Source organism: Sphingomonas sp. Leaf230 (genome assembly GCF_001421745.1).
Lineage (GTDB): Bacteria > Pseudomonadota > Alphaproteobacteria > Sphingomonadales > Sphingomonadaceae > Sphingomonas.
In genome coordinates this window covers 379,317-396,593 of record NZ_LMKW01000008.1, presented here as the reverse complement: position 1 = coordinate 396,593, position 17,277 = coordinate 379,317, and the positions used below count along the sequence as shown (strand labels likewise).

The window sequence follows — 17,277 nt, the reverse complement described above, 5'->3', positions numbered from 1 at the left end:
GTTGACGCGCGATCTTCTGGTGGGAACGCGTAGAGCGGCGGTTCGGCGTCGCAGCCCGTCTTCATAAGGTCCCTTGGTGAGAATCCTGATCGTCGAAGACGAAGTCGAATTCGCTGCGGCATTGTGTCGCTCTCTCACCCGAGAACGCTTTGTCGTCGATCACGTCGATCGGTTGACGATGGCCCGGGAGGCAGTGCGCTCGGTGGCCTATGATCTCGTCCTCCTGGACAGGACCCTGCCCGATGGCGACGGGCTCTCGCTGGTCCCGTCGCTGCGAGCCGGCAATCCCGGACTTCCCATCATCGTGCTGAGTACGCTCGGGGAAATATCGGACCGCGTTGCCGGACTGGACGAGGGCGCCGACGACTATCTCATCAAGCCGTTCGCGCTCGAGGAAATGTTCGCACGCATTCGCGCGGTCAGGCGTCGCCCCGCGGACTTGGCCGTCGAGCAAATCCGGGTGGGCGCGCTCGTCTTCGATGTCGCCAACGACGAGGCCGTCGTTGCAGGCGTCAGGCTCGACCTCGTCCGGCGCGAACTTCGCGTCCTTGCGACCTTGGTCAAGCGCCGCGGCAGAACGGTGCTGCGGGAGTCGCTGGAGCACGCGGTGTACGGGTTCGATGACGAGGTACAGTCGAACACGCTGGACTCCCACATATCGCGTCTTCGTCGAAAGCTGGCCGAGGCGGGTGCGGGAATCGAGATCCATGCGATCAGAGGCGTCGGCTATTTGTTGAAATCGTCGTCGTGAGCGCGCGGCCACCGTCGCTGAAGCGCGCGCTGATCGTCAAACCGATGCTGATCCAGTTCGCGACGCTGACCATGATGCTCTCGGTGATCCTCCTCGTGTTCATGCGGATGAGCAGCAACGTCGCGTATACCGAGGAGACGATCACCGGCGTCATCGCGCAGTCGATCGTTCGCCACGCCGATGGCCGAATGACGGTGCGCCCGACACCGGAACTGGCGCGATTGCGCGCGGAAACGCCCGGTCTCTGGTTCGTCGCTGAAGACGATCGCGGGCGCAACGTCACGCTTGGCCAGGTACCGCCGCCATACGCGCATTTCGGTGGCGCGCTGCACCGGCTTTCCTACATGCAGATTCGGGACCGGGCGCCACCCTATGGGTTGTCCGCGGTCATTCGACAGGAGGTTTCGCCGGCGGGTAAACTCACGATCCTTGCGCACGGCAAGCTGACCGAGCTGACGGTCTCGCTACTCGTCGCGTTCAATCTCTTCAGCATCCTGGTCATCGTCCTGCTGGCGCTGGTCTCGCTGGTGGTCACGCCGTGGATCGTCAGGCGATCGCTCGCGGGGGTGAACCGGATCGCGGAGGAGGCGGGACGGATCGATGCCCATCGTCGCGGCTGGCGGCTGGGCGAACACCAGGTGCCGATCGAGATCCTGCCGCTGGTTCGCGCGGTCAACGACGTTCTGCGGCGCCTCGACGAGGGATATGAGCGACAACGACGCTTTATCGCCTCGGCCGCGCACGAGTTGCGCACGCCGATCGCCATCCTGCGGATCAAGGTCGACGGCGCGGACGAGGCGGCGACGCGCAGCCTTGGCAGCGATGTGCACCGGCTCGCCAATCTTGCCGAGCAACTGCTCGATCTCCAGCGTCTTGATGTCGCCCGCGAGCAGGCCGACGTCGATCTCGTATCCTTGGTAACACGCGTCGCCGCCGAGCTCGCGCCGCTACTGATCGCCGCGGATCGCACGATCGAAGTGGTGATCGTGGAACCGCGCACGATCTGCGGCGACGCGGGGCCGATCGAGCGCGTGCTGACGAATTTGGTGCAGAATGCGATCGAGCATGGTGGCCGTCACGTGATCGTACGCGTGCTGGGCCATGGGTTCGAAGTCGAGGACGACGGCATCGGCATACCGATCGAGGAGCGCAAGCGCGTGTTCGAGCCCTTCCACCGCCTGAAGCCGAGATCCACGGGCGCCGGCCTCGGCCTGAACCTAGTGCGGCAGGTGGTCGAACTGCACGGCGGACGCGTGTCGATCCTCGCGGCACCGGTGAACGGCACGGTGGTGCGGGTCGAGTTTCTCGATCGATAACGGTGCTTGGCCGAGCCATACACACGCAATGTTCGCCCCGCATCTGACCGCATCGGCAAGATCAGACCTGATCTGGACAAGCCGTCGGCAGACATCCGGGGTATCTATGATGACATTGTATTTTCTGACGCCAATCCTGCGCATATTGGTGCCGATCGTGACCAGTATTTTACTGGTCGTCGGCTTGAACGGTTGTGCAACGCTCGAGGAGCGGCGCCGTGTATCTCTGGCGCAGGATATCGATACCTGTGCCAGCTTTGGCGCGGCGCATGGGTCCCCGGACTATACGGGGTGCATGCTGACTCAACAGCAACGCCGTGACGCGCAGGGTGTCGAGGCCTTGGAACAGGCTCGCCTCGCCACCGAGATCAACAAGACGATGCAGGACATGACCGACAGCCGGATCCGGAACTGCGAGCGTCAGCGGAAGCATGACCGCCCCGGCGCGCGACGAAGGACGTGCGCCTGATCCGCCACGATGAGCCTCTTCCGTCGGCCTTTGGTGATTGAAACAGCGTCACCAATGGCCGACGGGTAGTTGCACGAGGATCAGAAGCCGGCGTTGATGCCGAACAAGACCTTCGATGTCGTCAGACCATTTCCATAGTCGATCTTGTTATATTCGGCCCGCAAGAACAGTCCGGAATACACGGCCGTCTCGATGCCGCCGCCAAACAGGAAGCCATTCTCGGTACCTTTGGCTTTCACGTCGCTGGTCGTGACGGCGCGAAAATCGGTCTTTTCGCGAACCCGGAGCAAACTATAGCCGACGCGGCCGTACAGCAGTATCTGTGGTTCGACGAGGAATCCTGCACGGCTCGAAACATCGAGCGACCAGCGCGGTTTCAGCGTGTAGACGCCCAATGCCTCGTCGGCCGAGAGATTGGTATCGCTGCGTCCAATCGCAACTTCGGACCCTATGACGAAGCTTTGACCCACTTGGTTATCGTATCCCAAATGCAGGCTATACCCAATGCCGTCTTTCCTGCGATCGATGACAGAGGATAGGCGTGGCAGGCCATAGTGAACCGTTGTTCGTCTCCAGTCGGTATCGGCACCGATCTTGAAGCCGCTGAATGTCGGGTCAGCAGGCGTGTCCTGGGACTCCATCTGTGTTGGTTCCGGTGCGTGCTGCTGGACTTGCGCCACGGCAGGTAGAGATATCGCCGCGCATATGCTCGTGACCAGGTATGAGATTTTCATCGGACGCCTTCCATTTGGTCTGGATCAGACCGCACGAAGACTTTGTCCGCCGAGAATTGCGCAGGCATTGTGCGTTGGCCAGGCGCGCGAGTGCGGACGGTACTTTACACGCTGGAGCGCGGCAGTAACGTCGTCCCAGTGTCGGGAACAGGCGCAGTTCGGCGTCTACCGCGATCTCGTCGTCGCCGAGCCCGACCTCATCCCGCAACTCGGCGACTAGACCTACGAGCAAAGCTATCCCGATGATGTCTGCGTTCGCACCGTCGGAGCATCCGACCCTTCTAATCTCGCCGTCCAGCCGCCGAAGCGGGCATAGAGCGTCGGCAGGACGAACAGCGTCAGCAGCGTGGCCGAGATCAGGCCGCCGATCACGACGGTCGCGAGCGGTTTCTGCACTTCGGCGCCGGCGCCGTGCCCGAGTGCCATCGGTACGAAGCCGAGGCTGGCGACCAGTGCCGTCATCGCGACCGGTCGCAGTCGCGCCAACGCGCCGTCGTGCGCGGCGCGTGTCCTGTCCATGCCGCGAGCCATCAGGTCGTGGATCGACGAGACCATCACCAGCCCGTTGAGCACGGCGATACCCGAGAGCGCGATGAACCCGACCGCAGCCGAGACGGAGAACGGCATCCCTCGAGCCACGAGCGCGAGGACGCCGCCGACGAGTGCGAGCGGCACGCCTGTGAACACGATCGCCGCGTCGCGGACCGAGCCAAGCGCGCCGTAGAGCAGCAGCATGATGACCGCGAAGCAGACCGGCACGACGAGCATCAGGCGGTCGCGTGCGGAGGCGAGGTTCTCGAACTGCCCGCCCCATTCGACATAGGTTCCGGGCGGCATCGTCACCTCCGCGTCGATGGCAGCGCGCGCGTCGGCGACCACGCCGGCGACATCGCGGTCGCGGACGTTGGCCTGGACGACCACGCGGCGCTTGCCGTTCTCACGGCTGATCTGGTTGGGTCCGTCGACGACCGCGATGTCGGCGACGGTCGACAGCGGCACGAACCCGCCGGCCGAGGTCGGGACGGGGATTTGCGCCACTTGGGTCAAGTCCGAGCGCGACGATTCGGACAGGCGGATCACGACCGGGAAACGCCGATCGCCCTCGAAGATCATGCCGGCCTCGCGTCCACCGATCGCGGCGGCCACGGTGTCCTGCACGTCGCCCGCGGTGACGCCGATCCGCGACATCGCCATGCGGTTCGGGCGGATGTCGAGCATCGGTAAGCCCTCGGTCTGTTCGACGCGGACGTCGACCGCGCCGCGGGTCTTGCGCAGGACATCGGCGATACGGTCCGCGGCGGCGTTCATCCCGCCGAAGTCGTCGCCGAAGATTTTCACCGCGATGTCGCCACGCACGCCCGCGATCAGTTCGTTGAAGCGCATCTGGATCGGCTGGGTGATCTCGTACGCGTTGCCGGGCAGCGTCGAAAGCTGCTTCTCCATCCGCGCGACCAGCGCTTCCTTGGGTAGGCTCGGGTCGGGCCATTCGGCCTTTGGTTTCAGGATAACAAAGGTGTCGGTGGCGTTCGGCGGCATCGGATCGCTCGCGATCTCGGACGTGCCGGTGCGCGAGAAGGCGAAGCGGACCTCGGGTTGGCGCGCGAGCAGCTTCTCGACCTGGAACTGCATCGCCTGGCTCTGGTCGACCGAGGTGCCGGGAATGCGGACCGCCTGGACGAGGATGTTGCCCTCGTCGAGTTGCGGCAGGAACTCCTGGCCGAGCGTGGTGAAGGCGACACCCGCCAGCGCCAGCGCGCCGACGGCGATGCTCAGGGTGATGCTCGGGCGTCGCATCGCCTTGCCGAGGCCCGGTTCGTAGCGACGGCTCAGCCAGCCGATGATCCGGCTTTCCTTCTCGTCTACGCGCCGGCTGAGCGCGATAGCGATCGCCGCGGGGACGAACGTCATCGACAGGACGAAGGCGAAGACGAGCGCGATGATGACGGTCAGTGCCATCGGCTCGAACATCTTGCCCTCGACGCCGGTGAAGGTGAGCAGCGGCGCATAGACCAGAATGATGATCGCCTGCCCGTAGACCGAGGGGCGTATCATCTCGCGCGCCGATGCTGCGACCACGTCGAGGCTTTGTCGCAGGGGCAATGGCTCGCTGCGACCATGTTGCGCGTCGCCGAGGCGGCGGAGCGCGTTCTCGACGATGATGACGGCGCCATCGACGATCAGCCCGAAATCGAGTGCGCCGAGGCTCATCAGATTGGCGGAAACGCCGGCCTTTAGCATGCCGATGCTCGTCACCAGCATCGTGATCGGGATGACCAGCGCAGCGATCAGCGCAGCGCGGAAATTGCCGAGCAGCACGAACAGCACGACGATAACCAGCACCGCGCCTTCGGCGAGATTGCGGGCGACGGTCGCGATCGTCGAATTGACGAGTTCGGTGCGGTTGAGCACCGGCTTCACCACGATGTCGACGGGGAGCGCGCGGCCGATCTCCTCGAGCCGCGTGCCGACCCCGGTCGAGACGGTACGGCTGTTCTCGCCGATCCGCATGACCGCGGTGCCGACGACGACCTCGTGGCCGTTCTCCGACGCCGAACCCATCCGCAATGCCTGGCCCGTGCGGACGGTGGCGATCTGGCTGAGCAGGATTGGCACGCTCTCGCGCGTCGCGACCACGGTGCGCGCGAGCTCGTCGGCGTTGCGGACCCGGCCGTCGGCGCGGACCGCGAGGCCCTCGCCGTTACGGTCGACGATGCCGGCGCCTGCGCTTGTATTGTTGCGTTCGAGCGCGGTGGCGAGGTCCTGGAGCGTGATCTTCATCGCCGCCATCCGCTGGATATCGGGGACGACGAGATACTGCTTGGTATAGCCGCCGAGGCTGTCGACCCCCGCAAGACCTGCGCTGCTCTTCAACTGCGGCGTGACGATCCAGTCCTGCACGGTGCGCAGATACGTCGCCTTGTCGGGTTCGCTGACGAGATGGTCGCCTTCCGGCGTGATATAGCTGCCGTCCTTTTGCAGGCCGGGTTCGCCGTTGCGGTGGCGGACCTGGTCGAGCTCGCGGTATTCGACCGTCCACATGAAGATGTCGCCGAGCCCGGTGGCGATCGGTCCCATCTCGGGCACCACGTCGTCCGGCAGATCGTCCTCGGCGGTGCGCAGCCGCTCCGCCACCTGCGACCGCGCGAAGTAGATATCGGTCTTCTCGTCGAATACCGCAGTGACCTGCGCGAAACCGTTGCGGCTGAGCGATCGCGTATAGTCGAGACCGGGGATGCCGGCGAGCGCGGTCTCGACGGTGAAGGCGACCTGTTTCTCGATCTGGTCCGGCGACAGCGCGGGGGCGCGGACGTTGATCTGGACCTGGTTGTTGGTGATGTCGGGGACGGCGTCGATCGGCAGCCGCTGGATGGCGAACACGCCGGCGAGCGCGGCGGCGAACGTCAGCAGCAGGACGAGCCAGCGCTTCTCGACGGCGAGCGTTACGATACGCGAGAGCATGGTCTAGTCCTCGTCCTTCGCCGCGCCTTTGCCGAGTTCGGCCTTGAGCGTGAACGAGTTGGTCGAGGCGATGCGCTCCTCGCCGGTCAGGCCTGCGGTCACGGTGACCGCCCCGCCATTGGTGCGGCCGAGCGTCACCGGCGTGGCACGGAACCCGCTCGCAGTACGGACGAAGACATGCGGCCGGTCACTGATCATCTGCACGGCAGCCGAGGGCACGGCGACGCTGCGGTCCCCGCTCGCAGGGAGCAGCACCGACACGCCGACATTCTCGCCGACGCGCCAGAGGCCGCCCGCATTGTCGATCGTCGCGATCACGGGGACGAGGCGCGTGGTTTCGTCGAGGATCGGCGAGACGAAGGTCACGCGGCCATCCTGGCGGCGGCCGGCGGACGTGACTTCGACGCGTGCACCCGGCCTTACGCGACCGGCATCCGCAGGAACGAGCGACATCGTCACCGACACCTTGGCGAGGTTGGCGACGCGGAAGATTTCGGCGTCGGCCGCGACCCGCTGCCCGAGCGTAGCCGACCGGGCGATTACCTGGCCGGCAATCGGCGCGCGCACCGCGATGCGGTTGAGCGCACCGCCTCCGCCACCCGTGGCCGACAGCTGCTGCCGCGCGAGACGGAGCGCGATGCTCGCTTCGGTTGCGGCGGTGCGGGCTGCGACTAGATCCTGCTCGGGTGACACGCGTTCGGCAAACAACCGCTGTTCGCGTTGGAGGTTCGACCGGGCGAGCACCGATCGCGCACCGGCGGCCTCGACCTCGGCGTTGAGCGACGCTGCCTCGCGGCTCTCGATGATCGCCAGCGTCTCGCCGCGGCCGATCGACTGGCCGAGGTTGCGGGTGAGCGAGACCAGCCGGCCGCCGATCGGCGCGGCCACGACCTGCACGCCCTGCGGATCGCCCTCGATCGTCGCGGGCAGTTCGATCGCGCCCGCGACGCCGCCGACGGTCGGGCGCGTGACCTCGATACCGGCGTCGGCAATCTGCTGCGCCGACAGGGTCGCGACCGTGGGATCGCCGGAAGCCTTCTCTCGGTCCTCATTCGCCTTAGCGTTGGCTACGGGCGTCGGGTCGGGGGAGGGGCTACAGCCTGCAAATGCCAGAGCGGCAGCGGCAGGCGCTATCGCGCGCAAAATCGTGCGGTTCATCGGTCGGTGTCCTTGGCAATCGGCGCTTCGGCCGTCAGCCGCTCGAGGCGCGCACGAGCGTCGTGATAGGCGGCAAGCGCGTCGATCGCGGCCGTCCGTGTGTCGAGAAGCGTCCGCTCCGCGTCGAGCAGGTCGAGCTGCCCGAACTTGCCTTCGCGGTAGCCGATGCGTGCGATCCGCGCGGCTTCCGCGGCCGCGGCGAGCGCGGGCCCGGTCGCGTTGCGCGCGGTGGTCGCGGCATTCCCGGCCTCAGCCTGCGTGGTTGCGATGTCCTGCTCGGCATCGAGCACCGCCACGCGCCGCAGTGCATCCGACTGGTCGCGCTGCGCATCGGCGACGGCAACCGCCGATCGGCCGCCGTTGAAGACGGTCAGCGGGATCGAGACGCCAAAAACGGCGGCGGTGTCGTTGGTCTGCTCAAGCCGTCGTGCGCTGGCGCTGAGCGTCAAGTCGGGCACGCGCTGGCTTCGCGCGAGCCGCACCTGCGCGGTCGCGGTGTCGAGATCCGCGCGGGCTGCCGCGGCGATGAGTGTGCCCGTCGAACGGGATGGTTGGACGGGGCCTAGCGCGTCCACCTGCTGGAACCAGGAGTTGTCGAGCGCGCCGACCGGCATTCCAATAAGTCGGGCAAGGTTCGTCGCGGCGACGGTGGCTGAACGGTCCGCACGTTCCAAGGCGCCCCCGGCGGCAAGGCGCGCTACGTCTGCGCGCTGTTCCTCAAGCGGTGAGGCGCGCCCTGCCTGCACCCGCACCTTGGCGGCGCGAAGCACTTCGGCGGCAATCCCGACTTGATCGCGCGCGACCGCTACACGACGTTGCGCGGCCACCCCGACGACATACGCCTGCGTGACCCGCAGTCGGAGGTCGGCGCGCGCAATCTCTGCGGCGATACCTGCGCGGCCGATCTGCGCGTCGGCGAGTGCCATCCGGGCCTGCCGCTTGCCGCCGCGTTCCAGGGGCAGCGCCAACCCCAGCGTCGTCTCGGACGAGCGCAGGCCCCGATAGATCCCGGACCCCGCAACGTTCTCGGTCTCGGCGACGATCGACGGGTTCGGCCGAAGCGCCGCGACCCGGCGCTGCGCCTCGGCGGCTCGAACGCCGGCGGACGCGGCATCCTGGAAGGGTGACGACGCGCCGGCGCGGCCAAGCGCGCCGGCGAGCGTAAGGACTGGTTCCGCCAAAACCGGCGGACGGGTCTGGGCCTGCAGCGACGATGCGCAGGCGCCTGCGGCCACGATAGCCGCGAAAATACGATGCATGGGAATGCTCCTGACGAAGTAGATTCAGGCGCGCTCGGCGCACCCGATCGACGTGTCAGGCCCGGGGCGGTCTCAGCGCAGTGTCGGCGTTCCGCCCTACCAGCGCTGCGCCGTCGAAGGACACGAGCGTGGCGCGGGTTGGACCGGTTATGCCGGCCAAAGCGTCGGAGTCCGGCGCGCTCATATGGTGCGCGTGGCAACTGCCGTGATGATGCGGATAGCCCTTGTCGGCATCGGCCGCGACCTGATCGCCATCGCTATCGACATGCAGGGCAGCTTCGTACTGGCTGGTCTCGATGCAACCGCCAACCTCGGCCGCATGCGCCACGCCGACCCAAGTGGTCAGCACGAGCATCAGACAGGCAAGGAAGGGCAGGAGCCTACGCATCGCCGACCGAATAGCAGATGCCTGCGCCGCTGTAACGGGCATCGTGGTGAAGCGGTGGCGGAGCAGGCGTCACGCTTGGACACGAGATCCGTGGCATGGCGGGTATCGACCGGACCCATCTCGCCAAGTTCCGATCGAACCATCGACACTGGCCGCGTGCATTGGCGGCGTACGCCGGATTTCCCGTGAACGAGCCCCGGCGATGCGGTAGCGCGGCTGGGTAGCTCTATCGGGATACCGCGCCATGATCATCTCCAGCGACGAATTCGTCGAACTGCCTTCGGCCGATGGCGGCGTGATGCGGGTCCATGTGTTTCGCCCGGCGATCAAGGGGCGGTTTCCCGGGGTTTTGCTGTTCTCGGAAATCTATCAGGTGACGGCGCCGATCCGGCGACTGGCGGCGTATATCGCGGGGCACGGCTACTGTGTTGCGGTCCCCGAGGTGTATCACGAGTATGAAGCGCCCGGGACCGTGCTGGCGTACGACACCGCCGGTACGGATCGTGGCAACGCGTTGAAGATCGCCAAGCCGGTTGCGGCGTTCGATGCCGATGCGACCGCCGGGCTGGATTTTCTGGCCGGGCACGCGGCCTGTACGGGGCGGCTTGCGACGGTGGGCGTGTGCCTGGGCGGGCATCTGGCGTACCGTGCCGCGCTAGATCCGCGCGTGCTGGCGGCGGCGTGCTTTTATCCGACCGATATCCATGCGGGATCGCTCGGGCTCGGCAAGGATGACGACAGCCTAGCGCGGATGGCGGACCTGAAGGCGGAGACGCTGTTCGTCTTCGGTCGCGCCGATCCGCATGTGCCGTTTGCCGGCCGGGCACTCATCCGCGCGCGCCTGGAAGAGGTCGGTGCGCGCTATGAATGGCATGAGGTCAACGCCGCGCATGCGTTCCTGCGCGACGAGGGGCCACGGTATGATGCGGCACTATTCGCGCAGGCGACCGGGTGGATGTTCGCATTGTTCCAGCGGGTTCTGTCTGCCTCCGACTGAGGGTCCAGCGCCTTGTGTACCGGTAGCGATCGCGTGATCTCGCTATTGAACGACGGCTGTCTGACGGGTGTGCCCCGATTGGACTGAGTCGATCTCTACGACGCTTCGTCCCTAAACCGTCGACAGAAGCGATTTATGAATCGCGACACGATGACGATGCGCGTTCGGCGGTCATAATACTGCTCAACTCGCTGAAAAGCCGACGAGACCATCCTAGATCCCGAACCGGTAGAGCCGACCACGTAATATTGGCCTAACCGAACCATCTTGACTCGTCGACCAATAGCGATGAGATAGCGCTATCAACGGACCCGCATAGACGGGCGTGACGAGGAATGGGGATGGCTTTTAACGCTATTGATGTCGCATGCCCGTCGACCAGTTGGTCGAGCCGGTGGAGTACGTCGCGCAGTACCTAGCGCCCGGCACCTGACGTTTTTCAAGCTTTCATAACAACGAGACGCTTCCTGCCGCCAGTCGGACAGCGAGGTTCCAAGAGGATCCTGAACATGACGCCTTTCAAAATGGCCCCTCGTCTTACGCGCGCAGCGCTCCTGTGTGCGACGACGATGGTAGCGCTGTCGTCGACCGTTGCGGCGGCGCAGACCATTCCGCCGACGCAGGACCCGGCACCAGCCGCGTCGCAAGGTGCCGCGCCCGCCACCGCCGGGCCGACCGCGCCTGCCGCGTCGCCAGCAGCGGCCCTGCCGGACTCCGACCAGACCCCCGGCACGATCGATGCGGCCGATAGCGGCGACATCGTCGTCACCGGCTATCGTTCGAGCCTGGCCAAGTCGACGAACGCGAAGCGCGCGGCAACCGGCTTCACGGATTCGATCTTCGCCGAGGATATCGGCAAGTTCCCCGACACGAACATCGCCGAATCCTTCAACCGCATCCCGGGCATCACCATCACGCGCGACGTGACCGGCGAAGGTACGAACGTCGCGATCCGTGGTCTCGGATCGAACTTCACGAACGTCACGCTCAACGGCGCGACGATCGCGGTGGCGTCGTCGGGCGCGACCGATGCGCAGGGCACCGATCGCTCGGTCGATCTCAGCTTCTTCCCGACCGACCTGTTCACCAAGCTGACGGTCAACAAGAGCTACACTGCGGACCTGCTCGAAGGTGGTGCGGCCGGTAACATCGATCTGCGCTCGGCACGGCCGTTCGATCGCGCGACCTCGTTCCTCGCCTACAACGTACAAGGGACGAAGCAGTCGCCCGAGGACCGGATCGGTGCCCGCGGCTCGCTGATCGGCAGCTGGCGCGGTGACAAGGTCGGTATCCTCGCAGGCGTGTCCGCCCAGCGCCTGTTCACCGACACGCGCGGGTTCGAGACGATTGGCTATACCAATCCTGCGCTGACGACGCCCAACGGCATCGCCGGTACGACCAACGGCGTCCAGAATACGCCAACCGCGGCGCAGACACTTGCTGCCCAGTGCCGTGCCAACAATGCGAGTTGCAATGGCACCGGTGGCGGCAACTGGACCATCCCCGGGTTGGTCCCGGCCGGCGCTGGCGCCGGGTTGGTTGCCGGCACGGTAATCAATCAGGATTTCCTGCTCGCGAACAACCCAGGTGCGACGATCCAACAGATCGACAACGCATTGCTGCCGCGGCTTGGGCGTTCGACCAGCATCCGCGGTCCGCGTGACCGTATCAACGCGATCGTCAGCGCCGAATGGCAGCCGTCCGATACGCTGCACTTCTACGTTGATGGCCTGTACGGCTACAAGAAGAACGACCTGACGCGCGAGAACATGGCGTGGATCGTCCGCAACGGCGCGATCATCCCGACCAACCTGACGTTCGACAAGGCCGACTGCACGATCGGCTGCGTCGTCACCGGCGGGACGTTCGCCAACGCGCAGTTCTTCAACGAATTCCGCCCGTACACCGAGACGACGAAGCTCTTCAGCATCAACCCCGGCGGCGAGTGGGAAATCTCCGACACGCTCAAGCTGAACCTGCAGGGCAATTACGCGCGCTCGACCTTCCACCGCGAGAACCCGTCGGTCGGCCTGACGACCCCGCTGGGTGTCGGCAACACCGTGACCTATTCGAACGACGGCAGCGGCATCCCGACGATCCAGAGCGCGCTGGACCTGAACGATCCGGCGAATTTCGGCTGGAATCCCGGCAGCCGCGTCAACATCTCCGACGAACGCCGGCTCAACAAGAGCAAGGGCGCGCGCGGCGACCTGACCTGGGGCAAGCCGGCCCTCAACCTGAAGATCGGCGGCGCGTTCGACGACGTGTCGCGCCGGATCAGCAGCAACGACAACAGCCAGGCCTACCAGAACGCCGTTTGCGGCAATAATCCCAGCGTGTTCGTCGCCTCGCCGAATTCGCAGCCGCCCTGCGAAGGCCTGAACGCGCCGGGCGTGATCCCAGCCGGCTACCCGACCTATCCGGGCTTCGGCACCGGATCGACCGCGGGCATGACCGGCCCGGTGACCTATGGTGGTTCGCTCGTTCCCAACTCGGCGGCACCAAGCTACCTGACGCCAGGGCCGGCCGGTTTCGTGACGGTCGACTGGCCGAAGTTCGCGGCTGCGACCAACTATGACTTCTACCACGACAACTCGCCGGAAAGCGGTGCGTCCACCACGGGCGCAAGCGGCGGCGGCATTCGCGAAGTGGTGAAGTCCGCGTTCGCCACGGTGAACGGCGAGCAGGACCTTGGCGGCAACATGCTGCGGTTCAACGTCGGCGTACGCTACGTCAACACGATCCAGACGATCACGGGTCGCGTCTCGTTGCCCGATCCGCGCAATACGACCGCGACCGGCGTCGCATTGCCGGACGGTAGCCGCTATCCGAACCTCGTCAGCATCGTGTCGACGCGCAACGTCTATTCGAAGTGGTTGCCCGCCGCGACCTTCGCCTACGACGTCAGCGAGCACGCGGTGGTCCGCGTCGCCGGATCGCGTACCATGACGCGTCCCGATCCGTCGGCGCAGCTGCCGGGCGTGAACTTCGGCGCGCCATCGGCGGACCAGGCTTCGATCGGCAACCCGGCGCTCGAGCCGTACATGTCGACGAACATCGATCTGGGCTTCGAATATTATACCGGCCGCGAAGGCGTGGTCAGCTTCAATGCGTTCCGCAAGTCGATCAAGGGCTTCACGAACACCGCGATCAGCACGGTTCCGTTCTCGAACCTGTCGCAATACGGGATCACCTACGACACGCTGAACCCGACGCAGCAGATCGCGATCAACTCGCGTGGTGGCCCCGGCACCGCGCAGGTCCAGGTCACGTCGCAGGTCAACGTGGCGGACAAGCTGACCATCAACGGGCTCGAATTCCAGTGGGTCCAGCCACTCGACTTCCTGACCAAGAATATCGGCATCACCGGGTTCGGCTTCAACGCCAATGCGACGGTCGTCGACCAGACCAGCAAGGGTGCGGCAACCGCGTTCGGCGTGGCGCCGTTTACCTACAACATCACGGGCTATTACGAAAAGCACGGCGTCATGCTGCGGGTGTCGACCACCTCGCGGGAGGGATCGCAGAACAGCGGTGCGGCGCAGAACGGTATCCCGGCGGCGGCATTGTTCGGTACGGACTATACGACCTACGACTTCTCGTCGTCTTTCGATCTGGACAAGATCTTCGGCCTTGCCGGGGCGCCTCAGCTGACGGTGAACGTCGCAAACTTCACGAACGCTACGCTGCGGTCGTACTTCCAGTTCGAGAACGCGACCTTCACGCAGTACAAGCCGGGTCGTCAGTTCCTGGTCGGTCTGCGCGGGACCTTCTAGTAGACCAGACGGTGCGGTCGTGATGCGACCGCACCGTCGGTATTTTGCTCAAGACGTGGTCGCGACCGGTCTACGATCGCACAAGCCGACCGATGATCGGCAAGATCGGTTCGACGATACTAGCGCAGGCCGGCGAGATTTCGCGCGCAGATCCGACGGGGCGCGGTCGGGCTACGGATAGCCGATGCGAGGTCCGCCAAGCGCGGCCAGCGGGTTTGGCACGGGGCTGTCCGCCTGCTCACGACAGGAGAGACGACAATGTCACAGGCCGTATCACGCCGTACGTTGATGGGTGGTGCCGCATGTGGCGCTGCGCTGGCGACGCTGCCCTTGCTCACTGTCGAGGCGCATGCTGCGCCCGATCCGCGGACCGCGTTTCCCCTGATCGTCAAGGGCATTCCAGCAGGGGTCCTGATCGATGCCGACGCCGACAGCGCGGTTCGGCATGTCGCGACCAATTTCACGGCCGATTTGGAGAGGGTCAGCGGCACCGCTGCGCGACTGACCGATGGCGCGAGCGGCGTTGCGCAGGGGCCGGTGGTCATCATTGGCGTGCTAGGCCACAGCGCCGTCATCGATCGTCTCGTGGCGGCCGGCAAGATCGCGGCTGCCGACCTGCACGGCGAATGGGAAGCGTTTCGGCAGATCGTCGTCGACGACCCGATGCCGGGCGTCTCGCGCGCGCTGGTGATCGTCGGGTCCGACCGGCGCGGCGCGGTGTTCGGCACCTATGACGTATCCGAGCGGATCGGCGTTTCGCCGTGGCACTGGTTCGCGGACGTGCCCGTCCGTCGTCAGCGCGACGTGCTGATCCCAGCGGGTTCGCGGCGCGACCAGCCCAAGGTCCGCTATCGCGGGTTCTTCATCAACGACGAGGATCCTTGCCTCAGCGGATGGGCGAAGAAGGCGTTCGGCGGCGTGAACGCGGCGATGTACGTGCACGTCTTCGAACTGCTGCTACGGATGAAGGGCAATTATCTGTGGCCCGCCATGTGGGGCAAGGCGTTCGCGGACGACGACCCCGCGAGCATGGTGCTGGCCGACGCGATGGGCGTCGTGATGGGCAATTCGCACCACGAGCCGATGCTGCGCGCACAGGCCGAATGGCATCGTCACGAGGAAAAGGGCGTGACCGGCGGTGCGTGGGATTATGACAAGAACGGCGCCAACCTGCGGAAATTCTGGCGCGGCGGGATCGAGCGCATGATGGCGAAGGGCGGCGGCCGGCATTATGATTCGGTGGTCACCGTCGGCATGCGCGGAGACGGCGACGAGGCGATGGCCGAGGGTACCGCGACCGGGCTGCTCGAACGCGTCGTCGCCGACCAGCGCAAGATCATCGCCGACGTGACCGGCAAACCGGCGACCGAGACGCCTCAGGTCTGGGCACTCTACAAGGAAGTACAGGACTATTACGACCACGGCATGAAGGTGCCGGACGACGTCACGTTGTTGTTCTCGGACGATAATTGGGGTCAGATCCGCCGCCTGCCCGATCCCGCCGCAGCACCGCGAAAAGGTGGGTACGGCGTCTATTATCACTTCGATTATGTCGGCGGTCCACGCAACTACAAGTGGATCAACACCAACCAGATCGAGAAGACCTGGCAGCAGATGGACCTCGCGTACCGGCATGGTGCGGCGCAGATCTGGATCGTCAACGTCGGCGATATCAAGCCGATGGAATATCCGCTGGGCTTCTTCTTGGCGCAGGCCTGGAACCCGGATGCGATGACTCCGGCAGCGGTTGCCGACTATCCGCGCGCATGGGCGACGGCGACGTTCGGCCCCGAACAGGCGCGCGCGATCGGCGAGATCGTCACGCAGTACAGCCAGTATGTCGCACGCCGAAAGCCCGAGTTGATCGATCAGGACAGCTTCCCGCTAGGCGGAGTTACGCCCAAGGGCCTCGATGGCGGCGAGTTCGGCGCGATGGTTGCACAGTGGGAGGCGCTGGAGGCACGGATGCTTACGGTTCGCGCCACGCTGCGGCCGGATCAGCACGACGCCTATTACCAGTTGGTCGAGTTTCCCGTGGCAGCCGTCGCGAACCTCTACCGGATGTATTACGTCACCGCGTGGAACCGGCTGCTGGCCTCGAAGAACGACGCCCGCGCCAATTATTTTGCCGACCAGGTCGAAACGGCTTTCGGGCGCGACGGCGAACTGACGCAGCGGTATCACGCGATCAACGGCGGCAAGTGGGACGGCATGATGGCGCAGGTCCATATGAGCTATGTCATCTGGAACGATCCCACCAAACAGACCATGCCGAGTATCGTCCGGGTCGGCGCCGATACGCCCGAGGCAAAGCGTCGGCAGCAGCCGGTCTTCGTTCCGACGCCCGCGACGCAGGCCGGTATCGTCGCCCTCGAAGCACCCGCCTTCAGTCGCGCGCGCGACGGCAAGGGGCTGCGCTGGACGACGATACCGCATCTGGGTCGGACGGCAGGTGCAGTGATCGCGATGCCGCAAGGTCGACCGGCAACGCTGGCGAGTGACGGCGTCTGTCTGGAATACGATGTCGTCGTGGCGAAGGCGGGACCAGCTACCGTGACGCTGTACCTCGTGCCGACGCTCGACACGTTCGGTCATGACGGATCGCGCATCGGCGTGTCGATCGACGGCGGTGCGGTTCAGATCCTGCGTGCGGTGCTCGAGCCTACCGGAGGCGATACGGACAATATGGCCAAGGCGCGCTGGGCGGATGCGGTGCGTGACAATGGCGTACGATTGTCGACAGGCCTTGGTGACGTTGCTAGCGGCCGTCATACGATCAAGATCTGGCGGCTGGACGACAATATGGTGCTCCAGAAGCTGGTACTGGCGACCATCCCGGTACCGATGTCCTATCTTGGCGCGGTTCCCGTCGCCTGACGGAACGCACCGCGCGGCGATCCCTTAGGGGATTCGACGATGCCAGTTTCCTTGGGAAGGGCGACGTAGTAGCATCAATACGCAGACATTAGA

The 17,277-nt window shown here is 65.4% G+C and carries 12 protein-coding genes; 7 read left to right on the top strand and 5 right to left on the bottom strand.

What is annotated here, in order from left to right:
- Nucleotides 1-76: 76 nt before the first annotated feature.
- From ASE82_RS07450 to ASE82_RS07440, 3 genes are read left to right on the top strand one after another with little or no spacing between them, the layout of a single operon-like run.
- Nucleotides 77-751 (top strand): response regulator transcription factor, encoded by a 675-nt coding sequence (locus tag ASE82_RS07450; RefSeq protein ID WP_056061771.1) that lies wholly within the window; start codon nt 77-79, stop codon nt 749-751.
- A complete protein-coding gene (locus ASE82_RS07445) occupies nt 748-2,067 on the top strand; it encodes a sensor histidine kinase (protein WP_200910687.1) in 1,320 nt (439 codons plus the stop codon). The genes ASE82_RS07450 and ASE82_RS07445 overlap by 4 nt, the downstream gene beginning before the upstream one ends.
- 28 nt (nt 2,068-2,095) lie before the next feature.
- On the top strand, nt 2,096-2,536 hold the full coding sequence (locus ASE82_RS07440; protein WP_200910686.1) for a hypothetical protein: 441 nt from the start codon (nt 2,096-2,098) through the stop codon (nt 2,534-2,536).
- Nucleotides 2,537-2,616: 80 nt separating this feature from the next.
- Here ASE82_RS07440 and ASE82_RS18855 read toward each other — a convergent pair whose 3' ends face one another.
- Nucleotides 2,617-3,270, bottom strand: a complete 654-nt coding sequence (locus tag ASE82_RS18855; protein WP_082441364.1) for an outer membrane protein — start codon at nt 3,268-3,270, stop codon at nt 2,617-2,619.
- Nucleotides 3,271-3,337: 67 nt separating this feature from the next.
- On the opposite strand from ASE82_RS18855, the gene ASE82_RS19370 reads away from it, so the two are divergent.
- Nucleotides 3,338-3,490 (top strand): hypothetical protein, encoded by a 153-nt coding sequence (locus ASE82_RS19370; protein ID WP_156348811.1) that lies wholly within the window; start codon nt 3,338-3,340, stop codon nt 3,488-3,490.
- A 14-nt stretch (nt 3,491-3,504) separates the two neighbouring features.
- Here the strand turns inward: ASE82_RS19370 and ASE82_RS07430 are convergent, their stop codons facing one another.
- Genes ASE82_RS07430 through ASE82_RS07415 form a run of 4 tightly spaced genes read right to left on the bottom strand, consistent with a single transcriptional unit; the run spans nt 3,505 to nt 9,534 of the window.
- Nucleotides 3,505-6,729, bottom strand: a complete 3,225-nt coding sequence (locus tag ASE82_RS07430) for an efflux RND transporter permease subunit (RefSeq protein ID WP_056060925.1) — start codon at nt 6,727-6,729, stop codon at nt 3,505-3,507.
- A gap of 3 nt (nt 6,730-6,732) precedes the next feature.
- A complete protein-coding gene (locus ASE82_RS07425; RefSeq protein ID WP_056060923.1) occupies nt 6,733-7,887 on the bottom strand; it encodes an efflux RND transporter periplasmic adaptor subunit in 1,155 nt (384 codons plus the stop codon).
- On the bottom strand, nt 7,884-9,146 hold the full coding sequence (locus ASE82_RS07420; protein ID WP_056060919.1) for a TolC family protein: 1,263 nt from the start codon (nt 9,144-9,146) through the stop codon (nt 7,884-7,886). Before ASE82_RS07420 ends, ASE82_RS07425 begins: the two co-directional genes overlap by 4 nt.
- Before the next feature lie 55 nt (nt 9,147-9,201).
- The gene (locus ASE82_RS07415) at nt 9,202-9,534 is read right to left on the bottom strand and encodes a hypothetical protein (RefSeq protein WP_156348810.1); all 333 of its coding nucleotides are present in this window, start codon (nt 9,532-9,534) and stop codon (nt 9,202-9,204) included.
- A gap of 244 nt (nt 9,535-9,778) precedes the next feature.
- On the opposite strand from ASE82_RS07415, the gene ASE82_RS07410 reads away from it, so the two are divergent.
- From ASE82_RS07410 to ASE82_RS07400, 3 genes are all read left to right on the top strand, one after another.
- Complete coding sequence (locus ASE82_RS07410; RefSeq protein WP_056060913.1) at nt 9,779-10,531, top strand: dienelactone hydrolase family protein; 753 nt, start codon at nt 9,779-9,781, stop codon at nt 10,529-10,531.
- Between the two features lie 509 nt (nt 10,532-11,040).
- A complete protein-coding gene (locus ASE82_RS07405) occupies nt 11,041-14,307 on the top strand; it encodes a TonB-dependent receptor (RefSeq protein WP_056060911.1) in 3,267 nt (1,088 codons plus the stop codon).
- 258 nt (nt 14,308-14,565) lie between these two features.
- Nucleotides 14,566-17,184, top strand: a complete 2,619-nt coding sequence (locus ASE82_RS07400) for a glycosyl hydrolase 115 family protein (RefSeq protein WP_235524612.1) — start codon at nt 14,566-14,568, stop codon at nt 17,182-17,184.
- Nucleotides 17,185-17,277: the final 93 nt, after the last annotated feature.

Coding starts and splice junctions, on each gene's coding strand:
- ASE82_RS07440 (WP_200910686.1), top strand. CDS start 2,096: ATGTTCGCCCCGCATCTGACCGCATCGGCAAGATCAGACCTGATCTGG.
- ASE82_RS18855 (WP_082441364.1), bottom strand. CDS start 3,270: ATGAAAATCTCATACCTGGTCACGAGCATATGCGCGGCGATATCTCTA.
- ASE82_RS07430 (WP_056060925.1), bottom strand. CDS start 6,729: ATGCTCTCGCGTATCGTAACGCTCGCCGTCGAGAAGCGCTGGCTCGTC.
- ASE82_RS07425 (WP_056060923.1), bottom strand. CDS start 7,887: ATGAACCGCACGATTTTGCGCGCGATAGCGCCTGCCGCTGCCGCTCTG.
- ASE82_RS07420 (WP_056060919.1), bottom strand. CDS start 9,146: ATGCATCGTATTTTCGCGGCTATCGTGGCCGCAGGCGCCTGCGCATCG.
- ASE82_RS07415 (WP_156348810.1), bottom strand. CDS start 9,534: ATGCGTAGGCTCCTGCCCTTCCTTGCCTGTCTGATGCTCGTGCTGACC.
- ASE82_RS07410 (WP_056060913.1), top strand. CDS start 9,779: ATGATCATCTCCAGCGACGAATTCGTCGAACTGCCTTCGGCCGATGGC.
- ASE82_RS07405 (WP_056060911.1), top strand. CDS start 11,041: ATGACGCCTTTCAAAATGGCCCCTCGTCTTACGCGCGCAGCGCTCCTG.
- ASE82_RS07400 (WP_235524612.1), top strand. CDS start 14,566: ATGTCACAGGCCGTATCACGCCGTACGTTGATGGGTGGTGCCGCATGT.